General features: G+C 49.8%; 13 protein-coding genes. 6 read left to right on the top strand and 7 right to left on the bottom strand.

Annotated features, from left to right (window positions below):
* Positions 1-64: 64 nt before the first annotated feature.
* The 4 genes from NSU14_RS07325 to NSU14_RS07310 form a co-directional block, all read right to left on the bottom strand.
* Entirely contained in the window at positions 65-2,074 is a 2,010-nt protein-coding gene (locus tag NSU14_RS07325; protein ID WP_340943841.1) for a beta-galactosidase, read from the bottom strand.
* 151 nt (positions 2,075-2,225) lie between these two features.
* Entirely contained in the window at positions 2,226-3,050 is an 825-nt protein-coding gene (locus tag NSU14_RS07320; RefSeq protein WP_042138900.1) for a carbohydrate ABC transporter permease, read from the bottom strand.
* Between the two features lie 12 nt (positions 3,051-3,062).
* Positions 3,063-3,953 carry a carbohydrate ABC transporter permease gene (locus tag NSU14_RS07315; RefSeq protein WP_039306468.1) on the bottom strand — a complete coding sequence of 297 codons (891 nt, stop codon included), beginning with the start codon at positions 3,951-3,953 and terminating at the stop codon, positions 3,063-3,065.
* 77 nt (positions 3,954-4,030) lie between these two features.
* The gene (locus NSU14_RS07310; protein ID WP_340943839.1) at positions 4,031-5,377 is read right to left on the bottom strand and encodes an ABC transporter substrate-binding protein; all 1,347 of its coding nucleotides are present in this window, start codon (positions 5,375-5,377) and stop codon (positions 4,031-4,033) included.
* A 209-nt stretch (positions 5,378-5,586) separates the two neighbouring features.
* On the opposite strand from NSU14_RS07310, the gene NSU14_RS07305 reads away from it, so the two are divergent.
* Positions 5,587-7,368, top strand: coding sequence for a sensor histidine kinase (locus NSU14_RS07305; RefSeq protein ID WP_340943838.1), 1,782 nt, complete (start codon positions 5,587-5,589; stop codon positions 7,366-7,368).
* A 160-nt stretch (positions 7,369-7,528) separates the two neighbouring features.
* Positions 7,529-9,118, top strand: coding sequence for a response regulator transcription factor (locus NSU14_RS07300; RefSeq protein ID WP_340948909.1), 1,590 nt, complete (start codon positions 7,529-7,531; stop codon positions 9,116-9,118).
* A gap of 37 nt (positions 9,119-9,155) precedes the next feature.
* On the opposite strand, the gene NSU14_RS07295 is transcribed toward NSU14_RS07300, so the two are convergent.
* Both NSU14_RS07295 and NSU14_RS07290 read right to left on the bottom strand, forming a co-directional pair.
* Positions 9,156-11,999, bottom strand: coding sequence for a glycosyl hydrolase 115 family protein (locus NSU14_RS07295; protein ID WP_340943835.1), 2,844 nt, complete (start codon positions 11,997-11,999; stop codon positions 9,156-9,158).
* 131 nt (positions 12,000-12,130) lie between these two features.
* On the bottom strand, positions 12,131-12,643 hold the full coding sequence (locus NSU14_RS07290) for a MarR family winged helix-turn-helix transcriptional regulator (RefSeq protein WP_340943831.1): 513 nt from the start codon (positions 12,641-12,643) through the stop codon (positions 12,131-12,133).
* 116 nt (positions 12,644-12,759) lie between these two features.
* Between NSU14_RS07290 and NSU14_RS07285 the strand changes: the two genes are divergently transcribed.
* Both NSU14_RS07285 and NSU14_RS07280 read left to right on the top strand, forming a co-directional pair.
* Positions 12,760-13,641: an SDR family NAD(P)-dependent oxidoreductase gene (locus tag NSU14_RS07285; RefSeq protein WP_340943829.1), complete on the top strand. Its 882-nt coding sequence runs from the start codon at positions 12,760-12,762 to the stop codon at positions 13,639-13,641.
* Positions 13,642-13,921: 280 nt separating this feature from the next.
* A complete protein-coding gene (locus NSU14_RS07280; RefSeq protein ID WP_042138904.1) occupies positions 13,922-14,428 on the top strand; it encodes a hypothetical protein in 507 nt (168 codons plus the stop codon).
* 410 nt (positions 14,429-14,838) lie between these two features.
* Here the strand turns inward: NSU14_RS07280 and NSU14_RS07275 are convergent, their stop codons facing one another.
* Complete coding sequence (locus NSU14_RS07275) at positions 14,839-14,988, bottom strand: hypothetical protein (protein ID WP_156118682.1); 150 nt, start codon at positions 14,986-14,988, stop codon at positions 14,839-14,841.
* A 148-nt stretch (positions 14,989-15,136) separates the two neighbouring features.
* Here NSU14_RS07275 and NSU14_RS07270 point away from each other — a divergent pair, with 148 nt between their 5' ends.
* Positions 15,137-15,304: a winged helix-turn-helix domain-containing protein gene (locus tag NSU14_RS07270; RefSeq protein ID WP_246354365.1), complete on the top strand. Its 168-nt coding sequence runs from the start codon at positions 15,137-15,139 to the stop codon at positions 15,302-15,304.
* Complete coding sequence (locus tag NSU14_RS07265; RefSeq protein WP_076244614.1) at positions 15,295-15,417, top strand: transposase; 123 nt, start codon at positions 15,295-15,297, stop codon at positions 15,415-15,417. Before NSU14_RS07270 ends, NSU14_RS07265 begins: the two co-directional genes overlap by 10 nt.
* Positions 15,418-15,605 lie beyond the last annotated feature (188 nt).

The raw sequence follows: 15,605 nt of genomic DNA, 5'->3' as shown, positions 1-15,605 counted from the left end.
GCCTCCTCATCCTATCTCCCTATGGGGAGGATCGTTACTTACTCCTCATAGTTAAAGCAATTTATTAATCTTCACTAATAATAAATACGCCCCAAGCCTCCAGCTTCAGCTCCTCAGCATGCGCTACGGGATTCCCGGATAGAAGCTCTTGCCCCGCGCCATGCGGATACTGGAATGTCACGGACTCCGCCGAATAATTGTAGTAGTAGCGGATGGTACTGCCATGCCGGTTCACACCGGATTTGACGATTAACGGGAAGGACAGCTGCTGATCTTCCCCCCACAATCCGGCAACCTGGAGCGTATCCCGCAGGATGATCGCCAGCGCGGCAGGCTCCGTCATACATCCGATATAGGTGGCCGTACCGTCACCGAAGGAGTTTCTGGTAACCGCCGCATATTCGCCCCACTGCGGATGATCGTAGCTGGCAAGCACTTCGGCCGAGCCTGGAACAAGCATTTCCATCCATGTTTTGACGGTATGAACGCCTGCTTCCGTCCCCTCCGGGAACAGCTTGCCGGTAAGTCCGGCAGAGGCATTAGGCGTGGCAAAATGGCTGTAAGCCACTCCGCAGGCCTCATGAATTACGCCCGGCTGCGCCGTATGCCGCACCTTCACCTGCTCATCGGTGAATCCGCTTTTGAAGGAATAGACGGCATGACCACCACTGCGCACATACTCATTCAGCCGCTGCAGCGCCTCGTCAGATACGGCATACAGGGCAGGCACGACAATCAGCTCATAGTCGCTCAAACGTGTGCAGGACGGCTGGATGAAATCGCAGGCGATATTCATCTTGTACAATTCGTCATACATCCAGCGGACCACATCGTTATAAATCACGCCGCCGGGCAGCTTGAACCACTCGATCGCCGACAGTGCTTCGTTGCTGACCATAACAGCCACTTTGCTGGTCTTCTTGAGCCCAATCAGCCGATCACTCAGCCGCTTGAAGTCAGCACCAATCGTCCGGGCTTCCTTATACACCGGATTAGGCAGGAAGTCGTGACTAAGCAGCCCTTTCCAGTAGGTCTCGAACGAATTATGAATTGAATGCCAATGCCAGTAGGCAACCATGGAGGCACCCGAGCCTATATGACTGAAGGCTTGCAAACGCAGCTGCCCTGGATAAGGCGTCCACTCAGGAAAAGCCTGCGCCTGTGTCTCAAGGACAAAGTAGTTGTCCTGCTTCAGCGAACGGGTCATATCTCCCCCGAACGAAATCTCCGTACCGGTAAGGTTGTCCTGCGACGGATGATAGATATCTACACCGGCAATGTCGAACGGAGCGGCTGCGGCAAAGTGATCCACTGATGGCTGCACCCCAAACGAATGCCCTCTCCATTCAAAATCAAAATTATGTGTCGTGAACTGCCCCGGCTGCTTATACTCCCCGACAATTCCAATCTGCCACGCCAGAAATTCATTCACCAGCCCGCGCTGGAACCTGGCAAATTCCGCACCCAGACTGCCGTTAATCGTGCCAACCATCGACGGGAAGTCCTCCCAGCTGTCGATCCGGTTGCTCCAGTAATCCAGGCCAAACTGATGGTTGATTGCCTCAAGGGTTCCATAGGTTTCTCTCATGTATTTGACGAACTTAAGCTGGACATTCGCTCCGGCGGTCTCATAATGCTTCGTTTCATTATCAATCTGATAACCGATAACTGCCGGATGCTTGTGGACCACGGCCATCAGCTTGCGGATGATCCGTTCGGCGTAGAACAGATACACGGGATGGGTAATGTCCATAATCTGACGCGCGCCATACCGGCCTTCCCCCTTGGCAGTTACAGCCAGCACATCCGGATGCTCTTTGACCATCCACGCAGGAATGGCGTAAGTCGGCGTGCCCACAATGACATGAATTCCGGCGGCATGCATCGCATCCAGCACTCTTGTCACCGGGCTGAAATTAAATACGCCGTTCTGGGGTTCATGGGTGCTCCAGGTGGACTCCGCGATACGGACGGTATTGATTCCCGCTTCCTGCATCATCCGGATGTCTTCATCCAGACGGTCATAAGGCATGTATTCGTCGTAATAAGCAACACCGTATAGCAAGTGATCCATTGTTGTCCTCCTAAAAGTTTTGTGAGCATCTACTTCCCTGTGATTGCTTCGTACAAAACTCGCTTCGAAAGCATATGCTTAAGTTTTGATAGCATAACCTTCCTAATTTGCTTCGTACAAAACTCGCTTCGGAAGCATACGCAGTGTGATATTAACCTTTTACAGCACCGGCAGTAACGCCCTTCGTAATCTGCTCATTGAAGATCGCATAGATGACAATCGCCGGGATGGAGGTCAGCACCATGACGGCAAACTGTGAGCCATAATCAGAGGAATACTGGCCGGCGAAATTCATGACCGAGAAAGGCAGCGTTTTCAGTGCATCCTTGCTGAGGAAGGTCGAAGCCATAATGAACTCATTCCAGCAGTTCAGGAAAGTCGTTACGACTACTGTTACCAGAGCAGGTGCGGTAAGCGGTGCGATGATCTGGAACACAATCCGGTAAATATTCGCCCCGTCCACAATCGCCGACTCTTCCAGCGCTTTGGGGATACTCCGCAGGAACCCGGTCAGGATGAACGTCCCCATAGGCACGGACACCGCAGTGTAGGGTAGAATCAGCCCCAGATAGGAATCGGTCAAGCCCAGCGCTTTGAAGATCGCGAAGTTGGGCAGCAGGGTGGCATGGATCGGAATCATAATCCCGAGCAGGATGATGGTGAAGAATACCGAACGGAACTTCCAGTCCATCCGTGTAAACGCATACCCTAACGTCAAGGATAGCACAACCGTTAATAGGATTGTAACCGTAGTAATGAACGCACTATTAATGAAATAGCGCAGGAATTTGCCGTCTACCCAGGCATTGATATAATTCTGCCACTGCGGTGCGCTTGGCCATTTCAGGATACTTGAAGAGTAGAATTCATTGCTGCTGAGGAATGAGAAATCCAACAGCCAGATTAACGGGAACAGTTGAACCAGGGCGACAAAAAGGAAGAACACCCATAGTATGGTTTTAGTGCTTTTGGTCATGGTGTTTCCTCCTTAGAATTCCGTAGCATCACTGCGGGTAAGTTTGTTGCTGAGGTAGGTAGCCAGCAGACAGACGACGATGAAGAGAATCGAAATGGCATTGGCATAGCCGTATTGGCTGGCCGAGAATGCTTTGTTATAGAGATACACAGCCAGGAATTGGGTGGAATCGCCGGGACCGCCGTTGGTGGTCAGGAACACGGTTTCCATCTGCTTCAAGGCGGTAATCATAGCCAGTGTGATCTGCACCGTAATGACCGGTGACAGCAGCGGAACGGTGATCCGCAGGTGCAGCTTGAAGCCCGAAGCTCCATCGAGGGAAGCGGCTTCATACATTTCATCCGGGATTCCTTTGAGGCCGGCATAATAGAACAGCAGCCCCCAGCCGAATCCGGCCCAGATTAGAATGAACAGCATCGTAACAAGTGCCGTACTGCTATCCCCCAGCCAGGCATGCTTGAGGAACCCAAGGCCCAGTGTATCCAGCAGTTTGTTGAATGCACCGAAGGTAGGGTCGAGCAGCGACAGCCACATTTTGGAGATAACCACTACTGAAATCACGCATGGAATGAAAAAGATCGTTCTGAACCACTTCTCCGCTTTCCCGCCCAGGCGGTCCAGCATAATGGCAAAGAAGATGGCAATCGGATGCTGAATGAAGATGAAGCCCAGACCCAGCAGGACGGCATTTCTCAGCGCCAGCCAGAAACGGGTATCGTGAAACAGCAGCTCCGTATAGTTAGCGAACCCTATGAATGCAGATGGTGTGCCTGGTGCCAGGGTATCCCGGAACGAATAATATCCGCTGAGTACAATCGGGACCAGAAAGGTAAGGGAGAATAAGAGAATTCCCGGAAAGACGAACAGGAAGATGGCCATTTTATTGTTGAATACTTTTTGCATGGAAGTCTCACTCCATCCTTAAGATTGGAGAAGGGCAAGAAGATTCCTGCCCCGTCCCCTTTCACTCTCTATATTTGTTATTGGGATTCCGCTGCTTTCTGCAGGTCTGCGAGCAGCTCTTCAGGTGTCGATCCGCCGGCGAAGAACTTGCCGAACGCATTCTGGCCGTCATCTTTGAACTTCGGAGTTCCGTAATCAAGACCCAGTGAACCTGCAGTAGTGGTTGCTCCGGTAAGAACATCTGTCAGCTGTTTCTGCAGTCCGCTCTCCGTGCCGGTCAGCTCATACTTCTGGGCAGGAACAGCCGCGCCGGTATCCCAGACGGTTTTGGCCCATTGATCTGCTTTCATTAAATAATCGAAGAATTTCTTGGCTTCTTCCGGATGCTTCGAGCTGCTGATCAGTGAATAGCCGCCGCCGTTCCAGGCCAGAAGGTCTGTATCCTTGCCTTTGCCGCCATCCACTACCGGGAATTTCAGCACAGCCACATTATTGCGGAAGTCTTCGGACAGACTTTCATTCGTAGCCATTCCCGCTTCCCAGGAGCCCATGTACCACATTGCCGCTTTTCCCTGAGTGAATAAATTCTGGGATGCGCCGTAGTCTGCGGTCATGAATGATTCCTGGAACAGCTTGGCATCTCTTGCCTCACCCAGCAGCTTGGCCGCCGTGATGAAGCTCTCATCGGTTGTGAAGTTCTTCTTCTGCTCCACCGCATCCAGCATCAGACTCTGATCTCCGCTCACCCGGATGACCAGGTCCTGGAAGAATGCCGCGAAGCTCCACAGGTCTTTACCGTTCACCGACATTGGCTCAATGCCTTTATCGCGGAATTGTTTGGCTGCATCCAGCAGCTCCGCGTAGGTAGCGGGTACATTTACGCCATTGTCTGCAAATATTTTTTGGTTATAGTAGATGACCTCATAGTCGCTGTTCCGGGGCAATCCGTACAATTTATCATTGAAAGTGAATGACTTGTATACGCCCGGGAGGAAGTTGTAGGTCTCCCCTTCGTACCCGGCCGGGTCCAACTCTTTCACATAACCAGCCTGAACCAGTGTATTAAGCTCCGCTCCCCCGTGCACCATAGTGATGTCCAGCGCTTCATTTGAGGCCATATAGGCTTTCAATTTGTTCTTAAAAGGCTCTTCGGCCAGCGTTTCGAGTTCAATTTTCACATTAGGGTTCTCTTTGGTATAGTTGTCGATCACCATTTGCTCGGCCAGGCCCTGGCCCGATTTACGGTCCGGAAGGTTGGAGAACACGCGCAGTGTGACTTGTTCAGCGGCGGGATCGGCTGCGTTGCCGTTTGTACTGCCTGCACTCTCATTCTGATCGTTGCCTCCGCATGCACTGAGTACCGAGACAGCTGCCAGCGCTGTAATCAGCAGTAGATTCCGTGTAGCTTTTGTATTCATAACCATTTAATCTCCCCCTAGTTGTTGTTGATTGTGCTCGCCTTCTTTGTTGTGACCACATCGTAACAGAGAACCTGATCCGGGGTCAGTAGAGAAAAAGAGAGTAAAGTTTAAAATTGTCGACTCCTCTTCCGGCACCCTTGTTTAAATGCAGCAATACGCATAAGATAAAAAACAAAAAGGTTAGTGATCACGTGCTGCGTTTCTATCTAAATATGAATCTGCGATATAAGATAACGATTCTTATCTTCCTTCTGATCACCGCAGTAACTTTTGCTATAGGCGGATATTCGTATACCATCTCAAAAAAACAGATCATTAACAAAGTAAGCAACTCCAATCAGAGCGTGCTTAAGCAGATTGACAGCAATCTCTCCAGGATGCAGAAGACGATTGCCGACTGGGTTACGGTATTCAGCCTGGCTTCCGTTGTACAGGAGACGTTAAGAAGCAATACCCCCGACTCTGTCGAGATCGAGGATCAGTTCTATAACGGACCAACCGCGTCCATGATGAACCAGATGCTGGTAACCGGTAATTTCGATTATCTGGCGCTGTACGGCAGCCTGTCTGCACCCATGTTTCAGGTTGCCACCGATGACAGCAGCGGGGCCTACAGCCTGGACAAGATCACTCCGCACAATATTTATAAGGAATCCGTTGCCCTGAACGGCGCCTCCTACTGGTTCCCGCTGACGGAAGAGAATAATGTCTTCATTCAGAGCAACCGCAATGACAAGCTCGGCATGACCCGGATTATCCGCGATATTGTAAACGGAAACAGAATCGGATTTGTATTTGTCGGCATTAATCTGGAGACGATCCGCAGAACCTATCTGACGGATCTCTATGATCAGGACCACGGTATTCTAATTCTGAATGAGAGCGGTAAGCAGCTCCTGGCCGCAGGTAAAGAAACGTATGACAAGAAGGCAGTAGACTTCGTGATGAAGCGGGCTGAAGCCGGTATTCTGTCCGGTTATACCATCGTGAACCTGCAAGGCGGAGATACGCTGCTGAACTATAATATCAATGCCAATGGCTGGATTACACTGTACAGTGTGCCGCTCAGTTCGTTGACCGAGGAGCTTAACTCGATTAAGTCGGCTGTGCTGATCATGATTCTGGCCAGTTTGCTCCTTAGTATACCCCTGCTGATGTTTTTCTCCTCATTCCTGACTGCACCGATCAAGACCCTTCTGCTGTCGATGCGCCGCTTCCAGAACGGTCAGTTCGAAGAGAAGGTTAACATTAAATATTGGGATGAGATCGGCCAGTTAAGCCGGGGGTACAACAACATGGTCGCCAATATTAAGGCGCTGGTGGACGATGCTTATCTGCTCAAGCTTAAAGAGCAGGAAGCGGAGCTCAAGGCGCTGCAGTCCCAGATCAACCCCCATTTTCTGTACAACATGCTGGATACGATTTTCTGGGAAGCCGAAGCTGCGGGCCAGGACAAGATCAGTGAGATGGTGATCAACCTCTCCAGATTGTTCAGATTAAGTCTTAACCAGGGCAAGAGCTTCACCAGCGTAGCCAAAGAGAAGGAGCTTATCGAGCTATATCTGTCCCTGCAGAAAATGAGATTTAAAGACTCTCTGGATTTCGTGATTGATATCCCTGATGAGCTGCACCCCTATGTCATTCTGAAGCTCAGCCTGCAGCCTTTTATTGAGAACGCGCTGATTCATGGGATTGAACGTAAACGCGGCGGCGGCTGTGTGAGTATCAGCGGACAACGGACCGGAGATCAACTGATGTTCGTGATTGAAGATAACGGGGGCGGCATGAGCAGCGAGACCCTGCAGAAGATTCTCACCCTGCCGGATGAATCGGATATCTATACGGCCCGGGATACCGGAGGTTATGCAGTGCAGAATGTACAAGCCAGACTGAAGCATTTCTATAAAGGGGATTTCACACTGCATTACACCAGCGTCCCGGGAGAGGGTACACGGGTGGAGATCGTAATTCCGGCTATCCTGAATGATATTTAGGCTGAATATAAGAAGAAACGGCTTCGCCGTCCTCTGAAAGAGGCGGCATCCGTTTCTCCAAAAATAGAAGGATAAGTTATCATGCAAAGCATATAAATTCTTATATTTTAAGAATATAACAAGAAGCGCAGAGGACCGGAGGGATTATCACTTGTTTAATATGATTATCGTGGACGATGAAGAACGGGCCCGTGTCGGGATCAGGACCTTAATCGACTGGCAGGCGCACGGAATTACTATTGTTGCCGAGGCCAGAGACGGCCAGGAAGCGCTGGATATTCTGAGTATCCACCCTGTCGACATTATGCTGACGGATATCCGGATGCCGCAGATGGACGGTCTGGAGTTAATCTCCATTGTCTCCGGGAAGTATCCCCATATCAAATCGGTGATTATGAGCGGGTATGATGATTTCGCCTATGCCCAACAAGCCATTAGAGTCGGAGCCAGCAACTATCTGCTGAAACCAAGCCGGAGACAGGAGATTCTTAATACAATACTGGACATCACCGAGCAGATTCAATCGGAGAAGCTGGAGATCAAATCGCTGGAGCATCTGCGGCAGGGCTTCCGGGAGAGTCTCCCCCTGCTGAAGGAGAAGACCTTAAGCCAGCTGGTTCTCACCGAGAGTCCTGCATATCCGCAGCTGCTGGCCAACCTGAAGATGAACAATCTAATATTTCCTTATCTGCTGTATAGCGTGATTCTGCTGCGGATTGATAATTTCCGGCAGCTGCACCAGAAATATCTGCATGAGGATACGGAGCTGCTGAAATACGGACTGAAGAATATTTGCGAGGAATCCCTTCCGGAGACAATAGTATGTATCGCCTTTGAACATCAGGATGATATTGTCCTGATCCTTAATACGGATGAGCTGCTGGATCATGAGGAATTAAGCGGATATATCCGGATCATTCAGGATAATATCCTGAGTTATCTCCGGTTCACGGTCTCTGCCGGAATCGGAAGTATAGATAAGAATCTTCAGCATTTACGGCGTTCTTTTCTGGAGGCATCCCAGGCGCTGAATACGAGAAACTACACAGGCACCGGCAAAATCGTGGAGTTCAGCGGGGAATTTGATGATGAAGCCTCCCAATCCTCCTACCCTTTGCATGAGGAGCAGGAGGTGCTTAAGGCTGTCCGGAACGGCTCCCCTGAAGAAATTGCCGGGAAGCTTACCCTGTTCAACGTGGCCCTGCAGCCCGAAACGGTATCCAGGGACCAGGTGATCAAGTCGAGCTTCGCCCTGTTCTTCGCGCTGTATAAATTATGCATTGAGAATAACGTCAACGTGAACAAGGTGTTCGGACAAAACCTGACCGAGCTGATCCAGGTTCTGTCCCGCTCCAGTCTGGATCACATTTTTCAGTCTCTGCTTGAGACTGCCCTTCTGGTCAGTGAGCATTTGACCTCCAAGAAGAACAGCAACAAATTGCTGGAAGCAGCCAAGCTCTATATCGGGCAAAATTACATGAAGGATATCAACCGCGAGATTGTCGCCCGGGAAATCTATATTACACCCGGCTATTTAAGCCTGCTGTTCAAGCAGCAGCTCAAAATCAGCTTCACCGATTACCTGCATAAGATACGCATAGAGCATGCATGTCTGCTATTCAAAGATCCCGGAATGCGGATCGAGGACATCGCTCTGCAGTCCGGGTATAATGATACGAAATATTTCTATCAGGTGTTCAAAAAGTATAAGGGGATTACTCCGAATCAGTTCCGCAGCAACGCGGAGTAACGTGGAGTGATGGGCGGTCCCGGCAACCCGCTGGAAGTCAGCTATGATAGCTCTCCACCGGCCCCAGATAGGAATAGGGCAGCGGTCCGACAGACAATACCAGCTTCTGCAGGACAAGTCCGGCATCCAGTCCGTAAAAGCGCAGCGTATGCTGCCCCTTGGCCAGAACATGACGGGTAACCTGCGTATGAATATTGTCCATCACCGCACGGCACCACGGCTCATTGTCATGGTTGCCGCCTTCATAACCCGGAGGCAGCGCATCTGCGGTGACCGGCGGTTCTCCGTCGAATCCGGCGGCATACTTCAGGCCGCGGACTGGAGACAACTGGTTAGTCGGCGCAATATAGGCGGTCAGGCTGTATTCCCCGTCCTGATGGACGAGCAGCCGGTACTCCAGACAAGGCGCTTCCTCCGGCTGATCAAAGGAGCTGCCGGCGGGGAACATTTTGACCGAAGACAAGGTCCGTCCGTAGTTGTTAATAGTCTTCCACTCGGCTCCGGATTTCGCCACGCGGTTTAGAGTATGCTCCGCTTCGATAGAAACGGTATTTTGCGTCTCGATGAAGGTCATCGGCGGCACATTAGTAATGTCAGTCCACACCACTTCTACTTGAACGGTTACGATTGTACCGGCACCTGAAAGGGTAATATGGCCTGAAGCCGCCCCCTGCACCTTCTCCCAATCTACTGAAACCCGGATCGCCGCTCCAGTATCCACCCAGCCTTGGGTCCGGTCCAGCCTGATCCATTCCGCACTTCTGACTGCCTTATATCCGAACCCGGCTCCGCCGCTGCTGACCGTAATCTCATAAGTCTCCTGCTGAAGATTCGTAAACGGAGTGAGACCCGCTGTCCCTGCTGTGTAACCCTGCTCCGTTCCCTCTACACCAACAATCATGATGGCTTCCTTGGCAGGGGTCACTCTGCTGACCTCCGGATAACTCCAGCCGTCCGCGTTCCAGTTCACATAGCCGACATGCGGGGAGCTCATCATGCCCTGCCATTTGCCGTCCGAGATGCCGGTATTGTAGTGCTGCTCCAGCTGCTTATCCCGCTCAATAGACTCCAGTACCAGATCGGCATAGGTATTGGCAAGTACACTGCCGCGTCCGGCATGCAGCCTGTTCAGTCCGGCGTAGATTTGCATCTTGACCACATTCGCCGAGGCCACTGCCGGATAATAGACCAGCTGGTAATAGGCATCCTTGAGCGCCGCTGGGAGCTCAGACTCATACCTGGCCGCCGCCTGCTCCGGGCTGAGCGCTTGTTCCAGCACTCTTTGCGCCTCTTGATGATGCAGCAGGCTGAAGGTGCCCGCTCTGATAATTTCCGGCTTGCGCCGCCCGTTCATCCGGGTGTAATCCGCTAACACCTGCGCAATTTCGTCAACCGTCCCAGGTGTAAGGTCTGATCCAAACTGTTGCTCCACCCAACGCCGGGTGTACTCCTCTGTCTGGTTAATCGCTCCGGTTCCCCAGGCTTCAAAGTCATAGGCTAAATCCATGAAGTAGGATAGCGGCAGCTCCATCGGCTTCAAGTCGCCGGCATTTACCACCCAAATATCGCGGATGCCGTAATCGAACGCCATGGTCATCTGCTCCCAGACCTTCTCCAGCGGAGTCACATTCACCCACTCGTAGGAATGCGGGCCTCCGTGGTAGTCAAAATGGTAGTAAATTCCCCAGCCGGCCTCCCGCTGCTGCTCATGTTTTTCCGGGATTTTGCGGAGATTGCCGAAATTGTCATCCGAGAGCAGAATCGTCACATCCTGCAGCACCTCCCAATCCTTCAGCCCTTCTGCTTCCGCCGTACCGTACCAATACTTCTCGACCTCCTTGTACACAGCCAGAACCTGCGGCATATGCTCCAGATTGTATTTCTTCAGCAGGGCCTTCTGGGTAAGGATAATCTGCTTCAGCAGCTCAATATTCTCCTGGTCTGAGCCTTCGAGGGCAGAGTCACTCTCTCCGCGCATGCCGAGTGTAACCAGATTATCATAGTGTCGGTTGCGCTTAATTCCGTCTTCCCAGAAGGCGGTAATCGCCTGCGGGTTGCGGGCGAAATCCCACAGATTGCTTGTCCCGTACTGCGCATACACTTTCTGCCATTCGCTGCCGGCCCGGAACAACGGCTCATGATGCGACGTTCCCATAACAATGCCGTATTCATCGGCATGAACCGCGTTAGCAATCGGACTGCTTGTACCATTCAGACTGAATTCTGCACTCCACATCGCCGGCCACAGAAAGTTCCCCTTCAGTCTCAGGACCAGCTCGAACACTTTGTCGTAGAAATCCTCATTGAAATCGCCAAAAGCATGCGTGACCCAGGAGCCGAGCGACGGCCAGTCATCATTCAGGAAGAACCCCCTGTATTTAACGGAGGGTTCTCTGGAGCTGCGATTCAGTCTGCTTACTGGAATGGACAGTGTGGTGTTCTGCTCCGGAATCACATCGGCAAAATACACCCACGGGCTGACCCCAATCAGCTCAGATATGGAGTAAATGCCATAGATTGTCCCGCGTTTATCGCTGCCCGCAATGACAAGCGCCCGGCCCACGCCAGGCATTGGAGCCTCAACCAGCTGCAGCCGGTAGCATTCCCGCTTGCCTTGAATCGACGTGACGTCGAGGGCGCCTTCTGTAATCAGCCTGTCGATCAGCTCATTTCCGCCTATGGGTCCGGCGATGACGACGGTTTCTGAGAGCTGTTCTTTTCGTGTCAGAATCACAGGTGCTATACCGCTCACCAGCTCGATATCCGCGCCGAAAGACTCCGCCACCCGGCGCAGTCCGTTATAATCTGTCCCCTTCGGGTCCAGATAAATATGAACCGCCTGGTCTGGTGCGGCAAGTATAAAGTCCTCATTCGATTTCATGGAATAGCTTCCTCCCGGATTGTCCGATTTCGTATGCCTACGCACATTATAGCGGGAAAGCGGTTACAGGCTCCATGGTCTAACTAGCAAGTTTTTGTAATTAGTAAAGGAGGCGCTAAGCCGTCACCAGCTTATAGCCCGTTGAACTGCTTGAGCATGTGAATGAACTGATGCAGCTCGTCGTCTTTCCATGCCGCAGTCCGCCCGAAGAACACGGAACCCTTCTCGTTAAGGGCAGCTATTGTCTGCTGCTGTCCCTGCTCTGTAAGTGAGAGGAGGATGGCCCGCCCGTCATCGGGTGAGGCTTCCCGGCTCACATAGCCCAGAGACTCCAGCTGTTTGATCAGACGGCTGACCGCGCTGCGATCCATAGCTGTTGCTTCCGCAATGGCGGCAGCACTAGCCGGCCCATAGGAATAGAGCCAGCGGACAATATGGAAGGCAGCCGGCTGCAACGAGGAATCGAACCGCGCGGCGGCTTTGACATTCAGCGCATGGGCTGCGCTGATCAGTGCGTTAAGCTGCTCTCCCAGCGCCAGCTCCAGCTGTTCTCTTGAGTCAAGCCTTGATTGATCAATGTTTATTGGTTCATTGTTTACTTGGTGATTGTTTACTTCGTTATCGTATATTGGGTTCTGCTTCATATTCATTCACCAGTCCTTTGCTTTATAGATAACTGCCGCAAATATAGTTGACATATATCCATCATATAATTATAGTGGACATATATCAATTATACGTTACTTAAAGGAGAATAACCATGCCCAAACAACGAACCGTTGTCATCACCGGAGCCACTAGCGGACTGGGACAGCTTGTAGGCGTCCAATTGGCGGAAAGAGGCTATGCGCTTGTCCTGACTGCCCGCAGTGAAGAACGTGCTGCAGCTACCAGAACCATCATCGAGGCCCGTCAGCCTGCTGCAAATATCCGTTTTGTCTATGGGGACCTGTCGCTGATGCAGGATGTGAACCGGGTTGGCGCTGAAATTGCCGCTGCCTGCCCTTCCATTGACGTGCTTTTGAACAATGCAGGAATCCACGCCTTCGAGCCCCGCACCACTGCCGAAGGTTTGCCGGAGATGATGGCTGTGAACTATCTGGCACCATGGCTGCTGACGCATAGACTGGAGACTTCACTGCGCAATGCAGGCCAGGCCAGAGTAGTCAACGTAGCATCTGAGGCTTCGCGCCGTCATGGTGTACTCCGCCTGCCCGGGGACTTAACGGATACTGCTGCTTTTACTGCCCGGGGCTCCTCTCCCGTCTACGGCAAAACCAAACTGCTAAACATCATGTTCACGGCAGAACTGGCCCGGCAATGGGCCGGCAGCGGAATAACCGTCAATGCCCTGAACCCGGGCTTCAATGTAACCGGACTGGGACGCGAGCTGCGGTTCGCTTCTGTGATCGAACGGATCCTGAAGATTGTCCGGCTCGGAGACCCGCGAAGAGGAGCAGAGATTATCACCCGGTTAATCGTGGACCCGTTTTATGGGACAGTAACCGGAGGTTATTTTAACGTGGGCACAGGAAAGTCCATTGTACCGGTATCCCCTGGCGGCGATGAAGCGATGCAGCGCAGGTTGTGGGCAGATACACGGGAGTTGCTGGGGGAGATACTGGGAGAAAACCGGGATTAGGATGAATAGATTGACTTTATATTCCATTGTTGATAATGTGAAGGGGCCAAATGGTTGTAAATACCATACGGAGGATTCAATCATAATTTTTGTCTTTACCTGTGTGGTTCAGAGTTGTTAACTTAATGTATCTTGCTCAACACTCGGGATGAATACTAGGAATATAAATTAGAGTTTACTCATGGACAATCAGTTTTCCATATTGTGCATGAGTTATTTTACGTGGAGATATATCCTAACCCTACTCTTACTATATAAATGATAGAAATTGAGGTATGAGATGAAAAACACAAAAAAAATTATTATTGGATTCATTTCCTTAATAATAGTATTAGCAGTATTTTACGGAGGTTATTTCAAAAATAATAAAGAGATTGAATTTTTCCACGATAAGTTTGGAATACCGCTCCCAAAAGAAAGCAAACTTATATACAGTTATAAATCATATGGAGCATTGGGCGATGGATACCGGTTATATATCTATCAGGTCACTTCTAAGAGCATGAATGATATAGTGAAAAAGGGCCACGCAAATCATTGGTCTGAACTTCCTCTTCCATCAGATTTCACAGCTTCATTCTCCAAGAAAATTAGGGCGATCACAGACGAGACAACATCGAAGCTAATAACGCTTGATGCTGCACGGGGGTACTATATGATTAGAAATAACCAAACGAATGCTTCTATTACAGGAACTAATGTATTTAATTCCAGCTTCGACAACGTAATGATCGGAATTATGAATCTTGATAATAATAGAATTTATTTATTATCGTATAACATGTGAGATTCCGAAATATATAGATTGAACTTGAAACCTTTTACGGTGTTCAAGCGGATATTTATCCTTTGCAAATACGAAATATTGGAAATACAGAGGTTAGTGGATAAGGATCAGTCAGCCGGGTTTTCATTTGTTTCATTTGTGAGTAACGCACTGGGATACAATTTATCTAATGTTGATTCATCTACTTTTAAGAAGAACTTGTTTTCAAAAATTAGTTGATTCGTATTAGATCCGATTTGATCTAACTTTCTTGCTAGCTCAGATTCCTTGAATATACTTTGTTCATTACTGGCACGAAAATGCCATAAGGTGTATAGAGTTGACTAAAATACATTTTTGCGAGTCTTGATTCTACGGATTTCATCGTTTTTACTGATTCTACGGATTTCACTGATTCTACAGATTTCACGTTATTCTGAAAAATTAGTGTTAACAGGATTTTTATCTGTCTTATTTGCGGTTACCATTTCTGGATAGGAGCCTGCTTTTGAATTGGATATTAATGCCACTCCTGAAATAATAGTCAATGCAAGGGCTATTAAGTATATTTTTTTAAACATATTATTTCCATCCTTTCTATACCAACGATTATTCCTACTTTAAAATACTATATTCACTATATTCACTAAAAATACTATATAACTTGAACTCATAAAATGGATCCTTCGCGAGTTCAGCGAGAAATATGCCCTATAAGGAATCTCTAAAATGCTGAATCGGCTTGGTTTTAGCTACACAAAAGCCACCTATACGCTGGTACGAGCCAGCAAAGAGGAACAAAAACAATTCCGCGAGGTCACTTTACCTGAGCTGAAGGAGAAACTGAACCAAGGAAAAATTGACCATCTTTTATTTGAAGATGAATCATGGTGTTAGACAACGCTCACACTCATCATGCAGATGCAATTCCGCCGTTTCTGCGAGAGAATCCGAGACTTCAGCTTGTTTTTCTACCCAAATATAGCCCTGAACTTAATCCTGTTGAATGATTGTGGAAATGGCTAAAACACGAAGTAATAAACAATGTCTTTTTTCATAAGTATTACGTCATCCGTACTCATGTCGCAGCTTTCATGAAACGGATCCATAAGAGCCCTCTTGAATTGATTGATCGGCTACTGGTCCGGACGTAAAGATTTGCGGTTCAATCTATATAGTTTCCGCGTGATGAATAAGG

The organism is Paenibacillus sp. FSL R10-2771, from assembly GCF_038000205.1.
Taxonomy (GTDB): domain Bacteria; phylum Bacillota; class Bacilli; order Paenibacillales; family Paenibacillaceae; genus Paenibacillus_AQ; species Paenibacillus_AQ phytohabitans.
Note: the sequence above shows the minus strand (reverse complement) of the source record. Positions and strands in the feature narration are given on the sequence as shown.

Coding starts and splice junctions, on each gene's coding strand:
- NSU14_RS07325 (WP_340943841.1), bottom strand. CDS start 2,074: ATGGATCACTTGCTATACGGTGTTGCTTATTACGACGAATACATGCCT.
- NSU14_RS07320 (WP_042138900.1), bottom strand. CDS start 3,050: ATGACCAAAAGCACTAAAACCATACTATGGGTGTTCTTCCTTTTTGTC.
- NSU14_RS07315 (WP_039306468.1), bottom strand. CDS start 3,953: ATGCAAAAAGTATTCAACAATAAAATGGCCATCTTCCTGTTCGTCTTT.
- NSU14_RS07310 (WP_340943839.1), bottom strand. CDS start 5,377: ATGGTTATGAATACAAAAGCTACACGGAATCTACTGCTGATTACAGCG.
- NSU14_RS07305 (WP_340943838.1), top strand. CDS start 5,587: ATGAATCTGCGATATAAGATAACGATTCTTATCTTCCTTCTGATCACC.
- NSU14_RS07300 (WP_340948909.1), top strand. CDS start 7,529: ATGATTATCGTGGACGATGAAGAACGGGCCCGTGTCGGGATCAGGACC.
- NSU14_RS07295 (WP_340943835.1), bottom strand. CDS start 11,999: ATGAAATCGAATGAGGACTTTATACTTGCCGCACCAGACCAGGCGGTT.
- NSU14_RS07290 (WP_340943831.1), bottom strand. CDS start 12,643: ATGAAGCAGAACCCAATATACGATAACGAAGTAAACAATCACCAAGTA.
- NSU14_RS07285 (WP_340943829.1), top strand. CDS start 12,760: ATGCCCAAACAACGAACCGTTGTCATCACCGGAGCCACTAGCGGACTG.
- NSU14_RS07280 (WP_042138904.1), top strand. CDS start 13,922: ATGAAAAACACAAAAAAAATTATTATTGGATTCATTTCCTTAATAATA.
- NSU14_RS07275 (WP_156118682.1), bottom strand. CDS start 14,988: ATGTTTAAAAAAATATACTTAATAGCCCTTGCATTGACTATTATTTCA.
- NSU14_RS07270 (WP_246354365.1), top strand. CDS start 15,137: ATGCTGAATCGGCTTGGTTTTAGCTACACAAAAGCCACCTATACGCTG.
- NSU14_RS07265 (WP_076244614.1), top strand. CDS start 15,295: ATGGTGTTAGACAACGCTCACACTCATCATGCAGATGCAATTCCGCCG.